At 50.7% G+C, this 10,279-nt stretch carries 11 protein-coding genes; 4 read left to right on the top strand and 7 right to left on the bottom strand.

Annotated features, from left to right (window positions below):
• Window positions 1–31 precede the first annotated feature (31 nt).
• The 6 genes from prfB to asd form a co-directional block, all read right to left on the bottom strand.
• A protein-coding gene (prfB, locus tag MR847_RS01710) for a peptide chain release factor 2 (protein WP_100424485.1) occupies window positions 32–1,148 on the bottom strand; the annotation gives its coding sequence in 2 pieces (ribosomal slippage) (window positions 32–1,078 and window positions 1,080–1,148; 1,116 coding nt in all).
• Window positions 1,148–2,161, bottom strand: coding sequence for a peptidylprolyl isomerase (locus MR847_RS01715; protein WP_100424486.1), 1,014 nt, complete (start codon window positions 2,159–2,161; stop codon window positions 1,148–1,150). Before MR847_RS01715 ends, prfB begins: the two co-directional genes overlap by 1 nt.
• A 50-nt stretch (window positions 2,162–2,211) precedes the next feature.
• Window positions 2,212–2,565 (bottom strand): GerW family sporulation protein, encoded by a 354-nt coding sequence (locus MR847_RS01720; RefSeq protein ID WP_100424487.1) that lies wholly within the window; start codon window positions 2,563–2,565, stop codon window positions 2,212–2,214.
• Window positions 2,566–2,578: 13 nt separating this feature from the next.
• A complete protein-coding gene (locus MR847_RS01725; protein ID WP_100424488.1) occupies window positions 2,579–3,436 on the bottom strand; it encodes a hypothetical protein in 858 nt (285 codons plus the stop codon).
• 15 nt (window positions 3,437–3,451) lie between these two features.
• On the bottom strand, window positions 3,452–4,240 hold the full coding sequence (locus MR847_RS01730) for a hypothetical protein (RefSeq protein ID WP_287722786.1): 789 nt from the start codon (window positions 4,238–4,240) through the stop codon (window positions 3,452–3,454).
• Window positions 4,241–4,259: 19 nt separating this feature from the next.
• Window positions 4,260–5,093 carry an archaetidylserine decarboxylase gene (gene asd / locus MR847_RS01735; RefSeq protein ID WP_287722787.1) on the bottom strand — a complete coding sequence of 278 codons (834 nt, stop codon included), beginning with the start codon at window positions 5,091–5,093 and terminating at the stop codon, window positions 4,260–4,262.
• A 74-nt stretch (window positions 5,094–5,167) separates the two neighbouring features.
• Here asd and MR847_RS01740 point away from each other — a divergent pair, with 74 nt between their 5' ends.
• The 4 genes from MR847_RS01740 to MR847_RS01750 all read left to right on the top strand — a co-directional run bounded on the left by MR847_RS01740 (window position 5,168) and on the right by MR847_RS01750 (window position 8,677).
• Window positions 5,168–6,133, top strand: coding sequence for a calcium/sodium antiporter (locus MR847_RS01740; protein WP_287722788.1), 966 nt, complete (start codon window positions 5,168–5,170; stop codon window positions 6,131–6,133).
• A gap of 88 nt (window positions 6,134–6,221) precedes the next feature.
• Window positions 6,222–6,383, top strand: a complete 162-nt coding sequence (locus MR847_RS10995) for a topoisomerase DNA-binding C4 zinc finger domain-containing protein (RefSeq protein ID WP_353846829.1) — start codon at window positions 6,222–6,224, stop codon at window positions 6,381–6,383.
• A 232-nt stretch (window positions 6,384–6,615) separates the two neighbouring features.
• On the top strand, window positions 6,616–7,809 hold the full coding sequence (locus tag MR847_RS01745; protein WP_287722789.1) for an MFS transporter: 1,194 nt from the start codon (window positions 6,616–6,618) through the stop codon (window positions 7,807–7,809).
• Between the two features lie 115 nt (window positions 7,810–7,924).
• Window positions 7,925–8,677, top strand: a complete 753-nt coding sequence (locus tag MR847_RS01750) for a fibrobacter succinogenes major paralogous domain-containing protein (protein ID WP_287722790.1) — start codon at window positions 7,925–7,927, stop codon at window positions 8,675–8,677.
• 65 nt (window positions 8,678–8,742) lie between these two features.
• Here the strand turns inward: MR847_RS01750 and MR847_RS01755 are convergent, their stop codons facing one another.
• Entirely contained in the window at window positions 8,743–10,221 is a 1,479-nt protein-coding gene (locus MR847_RS01755; RefSeq protein WP_100424495.1) for an amidophosphoribosyltransferase, read from the bottom strand.
• Window positions 10,222–10,279: the final 58 nt, after the last annotated feature.

The following is a 10,279-nucleotide window of genomic DNA, read 5'->3' on the forward strand; positions in this document are numbered from 1 at the left end:
TCGACGAGTCTTTTTTTGAAGTTCTAGAAGATTACTTCTGTTCCGTTTCCGCCTGAGCCTGGCTCAAAAGATACGCGTTGATGAAAGGCTTGATCTTTCCATCAAGAACACCCGTCGTGTCGGACGTTTCTTCATTTGTACGCAAATCCTTCACTAGCTGATACGGTTGAAGAACATAGCTGCGAATCTGGGAGCCCCATTCCACCTTCTTCTTTTCGGCGAGGCGCGCATCGCGCTTCGCTTCTTCTTCCTGGCGATAATGTTCGGCGACCATCGTGGTGAGCATTTTCAAAGCCGTTGCACGGTTCTGAATCTGCGACCGTTCCGTCTGGCAGCTTGCGACGATACCCGTCGGGATATGCGTCATACGGACTGCGGAGTCGGTCTTGTTGATGTACTGCCCACCAGCACCCGAAGAACGGTAAACGTCCACGCGGATATCGGCCGGGTTGATTTCAAATTCGATTTCGTCGTGTTCCGGGTAAAGGTACACTGCACAGAAGCTCGTGTGACGGCGAGCGTTAGCGTCGAACGGGCTGATACGCACCAAGCGGTGAACACCGATTTCCGAACGGAGGAATCCGTAGGCGTATTCATCCTTGATTTCGATTGTCGCACTGCTGATGCCCGCTTCTTCGCCTTCCTGAACGTCGATGACCTTAAAGTCCATGCCTTCGCGTTCGAGGAAACGCTTGTACATCCGGAGCAGCATATTTGCCCAGTCGTGCGCTTCCGTTCCTCCTGCACCCGGGTGAAGGGTGAGAACTGCGGCACAAGCATCGTCCGGGCCCGAAAGCATCCGGCGAAACTCCATTTCGTCGACACGCTTCAAAAGGGCCTTGTAATCTTCTTCCACATTGTCGAAGAGTTCCTGCGAATCCGGTTCGGACTTAGCCATTTCGTAAAGTTCCGAAAGGTCATCGCAAGACGTGGAAAGCTCGTTCCAAGCGCCGATGGTCTTTTTGAGAGACGTAATCTTTTTGAGCAAGGCCTGGGCTTTGTCCTGATCATTCCAAAGATCCGGATTGCCGGATTCCTTTTCAAGTACCGAGAGCTCTACTTCCTTAGACTCAAGGTCAAAGATACCCCCGGAGCTTATCGATTCTCACGCGGAGTTCGGTAAGCCCTGTGTGCGAAGTCGTTGCCATTACTTGGCGCCTCCAATGGCACTTTCTGGAGTGTAATCCTTGTTCAGGTACTTGACCTTATACTTCTTGGCGAGTTCGTCCAAGTACTGCTTGATTTTGAGCTGACGTTCCTGTTCAGCCTGAACGCGGAGAATATATTCGATCTGGACCTTGTAATTTTCGAACTTGCCGTCGTTCTTTTCGGTGAGCATAAAGATCTGGAGACCTTCGCTCGTGGAGAAAACATCGGAGATTTCACCAACGGTGAGCTTGCTGATGGCCTTTGCGAAGTCAGCGCCCTTGCTCTTGGCGAGGAACTTGTTCATCACGCCGCCTGTCTTACGAGCATCAGCGTCGTCGCTGTACTGAGCAGCGAGAGTAGCAAAGCTAGCCTTGCCAAGGCGAACCTGGGCTGCGAGACCCTTGAGGAGTTCCTTCTTGTCTTCGATAGCCTTCTTGGATTCACCCTTCTTGCTCTTGAGGAGAATGCGGGCACCGCTGATGGTATCGTTCAAAGGAACCTTGGACTTGTTGAGTTCCCAGTAAGCGGAAATCTGCTTGTCGGTCGGATCTGTCGGATACGGCACCTTCTTTTCGAGAATGATGTCGCTCTGGAGCTGCTGTTCGATGCGCTGGTTGAACTGAGCTTCCGTGATGCCGCTCTTCTTGAGTTCCTTGTTAAAGGCGTCGATGCTCGGATACTGAGCCTTGAAAAGCTTGGCGACGCTGTCGATACGGTTTTTCGGAACCTTGATCGAAAGAGCCTTGGCTTCGAGCTTGATGAGTTCCTGACCGACGAGGTTGTCGATCACAGCCCAACGAACCTGCTTCATCGCTTCCGGCGGAATCTGGCGGCCACGCGCCTGAGCCTTGGCGAGAGCTTCGGTAAGGCTGTCCACATGGCCCTGGGAAATACCAGTCTTACCGACTTGGATCACATCAAAATTTTTACCGTTCATGAGCTGAGCAGAACCGAAAGTTGCACAGACCATGACAGGGATAAGAGATTTCTTAACAAGATTGAAAAAGCGCATAAGCACCCTAGGTTAAATTTTGGACGCCGATAATATAGAAAAATCGGAACTCATGAATTCGAATCGGAAGCAGAACCCGAAGAGGTCTTACCCTTGACGGCGGAAACCACATCCGGGACGAGATCTGCAATCTTCGAAACGAGATTGTTGTCGCGAGCAATCGGCATGATGCGCACATCTTCGCCCGTAATTACGACAAAAGCGACCGGATTGATGGAAACGCCACCGCCAGAAGCCGCCACATTTTCCTTGTGACCGCCAAGGCCAAAGCCCATCGAAACGCGGCTCACCGGAATGACCGTTGTGGCTCCCGCCTGAATAGGCTTGCCAATCACCGTTTCCGCCTGGGAAACCAAGCGGAGCTTTTCGAGAATAGTATCTGCAAGTGTATCTATTTGTGCCATACGATAATAATAGTTATTCCGGAGAATCGTAAACGTCCTGGGCGACTTTTTCAAAGCGTTCCCGAAGCGATTTCACGCCCAAATGCCCCCAGACACAGACAACTCTTCCGCCCGTTAAACGAAGCGCAACGCCGCGCTCCCCTGCCCCAGCGTCAAAACGGACCGTATCCGCCGAAAATTCGACACGACGGTCCGAACGCTGGATGTTTGCAATCCACTTCTGCCAGGCCTCCTGAGAAACGTAACCCCAGCTACGGGCCGCATTCCAACGCAAATCGTTTCCCTGATACCCCTGCGCAAGCATCGGGAATTCCGACGGAATTCCCAAAAAGTTTCGCATTTGAATAGAAGTTTCTCCCGGAATACGGTCCTGAAGCGGCAAACTCAAGAATTCTTGAGGTAGACCCGTGCGATAATCCGGGAACGCCTGGACATAATGTTCGAGTTCCGCACGTTCATGGTTTCTCAAAAGCCCATAGCGGAATACAAAAAGGCGCTTGCCCGCACGCATAGCGATTTCACGGGAATCCCCTTCCACGACCGGGAGCGTTTCTTGCACAAGTCCGCTGTTCAAATAAAATGCGAGCGCCGCCATGTCCGAAGAAAACTCAAGGATTCGAATGTGAAGCGTATCGCCCGGAGTCGGCGCGTAATCGACTTCCGCCATGTTCGAAATCGCATAGCGATGCAAATGCCAAGCGTGCGGAACATGTTGCAGGACGGAATTCGAATCATAAAGCTGCACGTGGACAGGCGGCTTTTCACGGTACAAAAATTTGTACAGGTTCAAATTCAGAAGGGTCGAATTTCCTTCACAGGCGCCCCAAAACAACGCACAAAGTAACAGTCCTAAAATTTCAAAAGTTCGCATTCCCTAGTCCACCCCTTAACGATAATTTTCCTGTGTAAACAAGTCCCTCAAATGCCTGCTGAACGATTCGCCTCCGGGCATCGGCACATCAAAGAATTGAAAGGCGTGAGCTACCATCCGAGGATCCCTAGGCGAAAGCGCCTTGCAAATCGAAAGGTTCAGCTTTCGCTTTCGAGGCTCGTCCATATCCGCGTATCCAATGTCCTTTCCCATTCCCACAAGGCCGATCCAGCTGCGCAGTTCAAACGCAAACGGAACCGGGACGATGTCGCCCGGAATATTTTGCCGAGCAAGTCCAAGGCCCCGCGGAGCAGGCGAAAACAGGCGCGAAGTCGCCCAGATTGCCTTGGGGCGGTAAGCGCTCTTTCCCATAAAAAAGATTTCGCCTAAATCTCGAAGGATTCCCTTGTACTCGGTCGAAGAAGCCCAACCGGTAAGCGGAGTCCGTCGGCGGACAAAGTTTCCGACGCTCCAGAAGATTCCCGGCACGCTTTCTTCCACGGGCCATGCGAATGTTTTTTTGGCTGAGCGGACAGTTTCGATGACTTCTACTTCGGTCGGAAGCGGAAACGTCCACAGCCTTTCTGCAGGGAACTTTTGAAAAAGCGCCTGCAAAACCTTTTGTAATAGCGAAAGCGGAATTTCTTGCGAAAGGCAAGAGCCTAAAAGGACCCAGGCGATTTTCGCTTCTGGAGATTCCGCTTGTTCGGCAACGGCGACAATCGGGTCCGGTACACTTTCAAAAGACCGCACGAATTCGGCAGTCTCCTTCATGACATCCGGATGTTCCTTTACCCACTGCATTCCGACTGTTTCAGCTGAATTAAATCAGGCTCTGACCCATTTTGACCGCCTGTCCGAGAGTCGACTTGAACAGGTTCGGCTGGCGTTCGGCAAGGATCTTGTCCGCAACCAGAATCACGGTACTGCCCATTTCAAATCGCCCGAGTTCCGATCCGCGTTCAAAACGGTATTCCGACTCTGGAACGTAATCCACACGCGGAGCCTTGCGCGGGAGCTTGCCCACGTTCGTTATCCAGTTCGGAGCGTAATTGACCACGATGCGGCCCACGTTCGTCGCACCGACCTTCACGAGCAAAAGTTCGCCTCCGCCATCCACGGCAATACGGGTTGTAATGCGTTCATTGATGCAGAAGAGACCTTCCACACGTTCCACGCTCCAAGGGTTCACCGGCCAGAGCGTTCCCGGGCAATAGCTTGCCGAAACGAGCTTTCCCGCTACCGGGGAATGGATACGGTGATAGTTGAACGGAGCGAGGTAGATTGTCGCAAAACGTCCACCGTCGAACCGTTCCGCAAGTTCCGGATCGCGAAGGAGTTCCGCGAGGGAATATTGCTTTCCCTTCGCCTGGATCATTTCCGCGTTCTTGCCTTCGAGGATTCCCGTCTGGGATTCACGACCGTCGACCGGGCTTACGACTTCGGCATCGGCAATCGGGCGAGCCCCATCCTTCAGAGTGCGGATAAAAAGTTCACCGATATTCGCATACGACGAAAGCGGTGCAGAAGCCTCCTCCATGTTCAAAGAATATGCTTTGGCAAACAGGTTGCGGGCAAGCTTCGAAAGGAAGGGAACCTTCAAATTGACAAGATTACCGAAAAGCCTCGATTCGAGATTCTTCGGCAGGAGTTTCATAAACACATAACGAGGAGAATTCATCATCGCAAAATTATATAACTTTGAAGCAATTTGAAACCAAAGGTTATCATATGGACTATCTATTTTTAGTCATCGGACTCGCCTTACTTCTTCTTGGAGCAGAATTCCTCGTAGACTCTTCCGTCGCGATTGCCAAACGCGCTCAAATTTCGAGCTTTATCATCGGTCTTACGATCGTCGGCATGGGAACCTCGGCGCCGGAGCTTTTTGTTTCGCTCTCTTCCGCACTTTCGGGCCACGGAGACGTCGCTATGGGAAACATCATCGGCTCCAACATCTGCAACATTTTTTTGATTTTAGGCGTTTCTGCCACGATTACACCTTTCGCCATTCAAAATGACATTGTGAAGCGCGACATTCCTTTTGGAATCTTTGCCGCGCTCTTGCTATTTGTGCTTGCGAACGACTCCCGGATTTTTAACTCTGCGGAAAGCGGACTTTCCCGAATCGAAGGCATCGTTTTTCTCGTTTTGTTCTTTGCCTACATGGCTTTTACAATTACAAAGAGCCTCAAGAACCGCAGTAAAGAGGAAGAAGAGGAAGCGGAATCCAGACTTTCGGGCAAGCCGCTTCCCCTGCTCATCCTGATTGCGATTGCCTCTCTTGCGGGGCTGATCGGAGGCGGGAACCTGTTCCTTTCTTCTGCTGAAAATTTGGCGCGCGCCTGGGGCGTCAGCGAAGCGGTGATTGCGATTACCATCGTCGCTATAGGAACTTCCCTGCCGGAACTCATCACTTCGATTATCGCCTCTCTCAAGAACAATTCCGAGCTCGCGCTCGGTAACGTCATCGGTTCGAATACCTTCAACATTTTACTGATTTTGGGAACCGCATCGACAGTCCATCCATTCAGCATTCAGGGAATTCGCATAGAAGACTTCGCGGTCATGATCTTTGCCACGCTTTGCACGCTGGGCGTTGCTTTCAGCTTCCGAAAATACTTCTTTACTCGTGGAGAAGGCATTTTCTTTCTCGTCTGCTACGTAGGCTATACCGCTTATTTGGTGGTCAGGTAAACTAGATGATCAATGCAACAAGCCGAACCCTTTGGATTACGCAAAAAAATATGAGAACTTGCTAAAGAGCTGTAGGACGGATGAAAATATGAATCAGGAAAAGAGAGAAACTACTCCAGAAAAAGTTTGTCCCAAATGCAGGAAACCCCTTGTTCTTCGCACGGTTAAAAAAGGTGAAAATGCAGGAAATAAGTTCTGGGGTTGCAGCGGTTTCCCGAAATGCTGGTACAGGGAAAATGAAAATCCGTAAATGACATTATTGTATTCGATCGCGATAGACCTTTTACAAATTCAAAAGCCTCACTGACTTTTCCTTGTTTGTGAAGGACTCGCATGGCTTTTCGTTTATGGATGCTTATCATTTTGTAGATCCCTTTTTCCCGTGATAGGGTGATTGGATTATGTCATGATGAAAAAATCGAATCTTCATTTTCCGGAAAAGGTTCAAGTATTTGTAAAATTTTTAGCAGGAATTTAAGATCATGCCTTCTGAACAAAACTCACTTGAAAAGCCTGCCCTTTGGACGCGGAACTTCACGACCTGTGCAATCGTGAACTTCCTCCTGTTCTTTAGTTTTTACCAGTTGCTCCCGATCCTTCCGCTGTACATCATTGAAAAATTCCAGACGGACAATGCGACGGCGGGCGTTATCATTTCGCTGTACACGATCGGTGCGCTAGCCTGCAGACCGTTCGCCGGTTTTTTGGTCGATACGCTCAGCCGAAAGCCGCTTTACTTTTGGACCTTCTTCGCCTTTACGCTTTGCTTCTTAGGTTACAAAACTGTAGGCCTTTTGCCGATCCTTGCCGTGGTGCGTTTTGCGCATGGTCTTTTCTTTGGCATTTCGAGTACGGCGAGCAATACGGTCGCGATCGATTCCCTGCCGGCGAGCCGCCGCGGCGAAGGCATTGGATATTTTGGCATCAGCGTGAACTTAGCCTTCGCCACGGGTCCGATGACAGGCATGTTCCTGTACGAAGCCTTTGGCGATTCGATCGTCTTTGCGATGTCGGTTATCCTCTGCGTCGTCGGGCTTATTCTCGTGAAGACATTGAACGTTCCTCCCAAAGAAAAGAGGCCTCACGCGCCGCTTTCCTTGGACCGATTCTTTTTGACCCGCGCGATTCCGCAATTCATCAACTTTATCTTTGTGGGCTTTGCCTACGGTCCCGTGACAAACTACATCGCCCTTTACGCAAAGGAACTTGACATTGGAGGATCCGGTTGGTTCTACGCCTTGATTGCGGCAGGCCTCATTATGAACCGTATCATGACGGGTCGTCTTATAGACCGAGGCTACCTGATTCACTTGGTGGGAGCAGGCATGACGCTCATTATTTTCGCCTTTACCCTGCTCGCCTTTGCGCAGAATCCGCTTATGTTCTTTACGTCCGCATTCCTCATCGGTACAAGCCTTGGACTTATTTTCCCGGGATACCAGACGATGTGTGTGAACCTCGCACGGCATGACCAGCGCGGCACCGCAAACAGCACCTATTTAAGCGGTTGGGACATCGGCATCGGCACGGGCATTTTAGTCGGCGGCTCCCTTGCCGAAGTTTTCGGCATGCACAGACAGATGTTCTTCGTTTGCGCGATCGCCCTCTTGATTGGCGACATCCTGTTCTTCACCTGGACTTCTAGGCATTACACAAAGCACAAGCTCGAAGGCTAAACGGGCGAATCCTTTCAAAAAAGTTTTTGTTTGCCGAGAAATCTTTTCGCATTCGGCATTTTTCCGTTATATTAAAGAATAGAAGAGATTTTCACTTAAAACGGAAGGAGCGCCTATGCCTATTTCATTCATTGTCTTTGTTCTCATTGGATTTATCATTGTCGCTGTCGGCGCTTATCGACTCGGGGCTCACTTTAGCCATGCCGCCAAGCGGGAGCAACCCGAAGAAAAGAACTCCATGCCTTACGATAAATGCGTCGCTGGGAACACGTCCAAATTCCAGTATGGAAGCCTTACCGACGCACGCGACGGCGAAACTTACCGCACCATTCGAATCGGGAATCAAGTCTGGATGGCAGAAAACCTGCGCTTTCATGCAGAAGGAAGTTTTGCCCCGAACAACCATGAAGAAAATGTCAAAGTGTATGGCAGACTCTACACGTGGAATTCCGCACTGGGTCTTCCAGATGAACCGCCTGAAGATTCTACAGCAAGCCACCTCGACATGACGAAGCAAATCCGCGAAAAGAACTACCAGGGCATTGCACCGGAAGGTTGGCACATTCCAAGCAACAAGGAATGGGAAACCCTGATGGCTCAGCTAAAATCAAGCGATGAAGACCTGCGCAGTGGCTGCTTTTGGCGCAAGCCGGGCAGGGATTCCCTCGGGTTTTTCGCCCTGCCTGCCGGTTACCGTTTTGGCAACGGAAGTTTCTTGCACTTTGGCGACCGCACCCGCTTCTGGAGCAAAGACGAATACTGTGGCAGATCCAACGCTTATCGCTTTGGCATCACCGAAGAATCGATGGACATCGAAGGCATTTACCGTTCCGATGCCATTTCTGTCCGCTGCATCCAGAATTCTTAATGCATCCTCCATACAAAAAGAGCCCGCCCAATGGCGAGCTCTTTTTTTGGGAATTGAAATGCCGATTACTTGTTTTCCGATTCCTTCGGAGATTCTTCGCTTTCGCACGGACAGTGATAGCAGTCGCCCGTTTCCGCATAGTCCTTACCGCTCCAGCAATAAGTGCAAAGATCTTCTTCCGGAAGGCCGATCGCCTGGATCAAGTCATCAATACGCTGGAACGCGAGAGATGTCAAATGCAACTTTGCTCGGATGTATTCGACCATTCCCTTGTATTCTTCGCTATCCGGATTGGTGTACTTGTCAAGATCTGCGTTTTCACCTTCGACGTCGCGAATATAACGGCGCGTAATCAAATCGTAAACACTCTTTGAACGGGAAAAGTTGATGAACTTGCAAGGATACACAAGCGGCGGACAGGCAATGCGCATGTGCGTTTCCTTACAGCCTAACGAATAAAGCTTCAATGCCTGCTTACCGAGCTGCGTACCTCGAACGATCGAATCATCGCAGAATACCAGGCGGCGGTCCTTGATAAGGCCAGGAATCGGGATGAGCTTCATGGAAGCCACATGTTCACGCTGCTTCTGGTCTTGCGGCATAAAGGAACGTGCCCAAGTCGGCGTGTACTTTACAAACGGACGTGCGAACTTGACGCCCGCTTCATGGGCGTAACCGAGAGCATGGGAAGTTCCGGAATCCGGGATACCGCAGGCTGCGTCCGCTTCCGTCGGTGTGCGCTTGGCAAGAGCACTACCACAGCGGTAACGGGTCATTTCCACGTTGCGGCCTTCATAGCTCGATGCCGGGTAGCCGTAATAGACCCAGAGAAACGAGCAGATAGCCATCTTGCGGCCCGGCTGCACCACGGTCGAAATCGAATCGGCGGTCATCTTCACCACTTCGCCCGGTCCGAGATCGCGCACATGTTCAAAGCCCAAGTTCTGCAATGCACAGCTTTCCTGGAGCGCGATCATGGCTCCGTCCTTTTTACCGATGACAATCGGGGTTCTGCCCCACTTGTCGCGGCTTGCGTAGAAAGTTCCATCGCTTTCGATCAAAAGAATAGAGATACTTCCCTTCACCTTTTCATGCACATACTGCAAACCTTCCACAATGGAGTCGCGCGTTGCGATCAGAGCCGAAATGATTTCCGTTTGGCCAACCATACCGCTGGTCGTAGAATACTGCAACTGCACACAGTTCGTGCTGAAAAGTTCCTTCTTTAATTCTTCGATGTTTGCAATCAGGCCCACGGTTACGACTGCAAAAGTTCCGAGCTTTGAGCTCATCACGAGAGGCTGCGGGTCCGTATCGGAGATTACCCCGATGCCGACTTTACCCACGAAAGCAGACAAGTCATGTTCGAACTTGCTGCGGAACGGCGTGTTCTGGATGTTGTGGATGGAACGATGGAAAGTTCCATCCGGTTCCAAGACAGCCATACCGCCACGATGCGTTCCAAGATGCGAATGATAGTCGGTTCCGTAAAAAAGATCGAAGACGCAATCTTCTTTCGAAACAACTCCACAAAAGCCACCCATATAGACACTCCTAAGCAAAAGGATTTGTTCTAGCTGAGCGAAAATTTAGAATTTTTTG

Origin of the sequence: Hallerella sp. (genome assembly GCF_022776125.1) — a bacterium.
GTDB classification, from domain to species: Bacteria; Fibrobacterota; Fibrobacteria; order Fibrobacterales; family Fibrobacteraceae; genus Hallerella; species Hallerella succinigenes.

Bases quoted from the DNA above. Each gene is read 5' to 3' on its own strand.
- MR847_RS01715 (WP_100424486.1), bottom strand. From the start codon at position 2,161: ATGCGCTTTTTCAATCTTGTTAAGAAATCTCTTATCCCTGTCATGGTC.
- MR847_RS01720 (WP_100424487.1), bottom strand. From the start codon at position 2,565: ATGGCACAAATAGATACACTTGCAGATACTATTCTCGAAAAGCTCCGC.
- MR847_RS01725 (WP_100424488.1), bottom strand. From the start codon at position 3,436: ATGCGAACTTTTGAAATTTTAGGACTGTTACTTTGTGCGTTGTTTTGG.
- MR847_RS01730 (WP_287722786.1), bottom strand. From the start codon at position 4,240: ATGCAGTGGGTAAAGGAACATCCGGATGTCATGAAGGAGACTGCCGAA.
- asd (WP_287722787.1), bottom strand. From the start codon at position 5,093: ATGAAACTCCTGCCGAAGAATCTCGAATCGAGGCTTTTCGGTAATCTT.
- MR847_RS01740 (WP_287722788.1), top strand. From the start codon at position 5,168: ATGGACTATCTATTTTTAGTCATCGGACTCGCCTTACTTCTTCTTGGA.
- MR847_RS10995 (WP_353846829.1), top strand. From the start codon at position 6,222: ATGAATCAGGAAAAGAGAGAAACTACTCCAGAAAAAGTTTGTCCCAAA.
- MR847_RS01745 (WP_287722789.1), top strand. From the start codon at position 6,616: ATGCCTTCTGAACAAAACTCACTTGAAAAGCCTGCCCTTTGGACGCGG.
- MR847_RS01750 (WP_287722790.1), top strand. From the start codon at position 7,925: ATGCCTATTTCATTCATTGTCTTTGTTCTCATTGGATTTATCATTGTC.
- MR847_RS01755 (WP_100424495.1), bottom strand. From the start codon at position 10,221: ATGGGTGGCTTTTGTGGAGTTGTTTCGAAAGAAGATTGCGTCTTCGAT.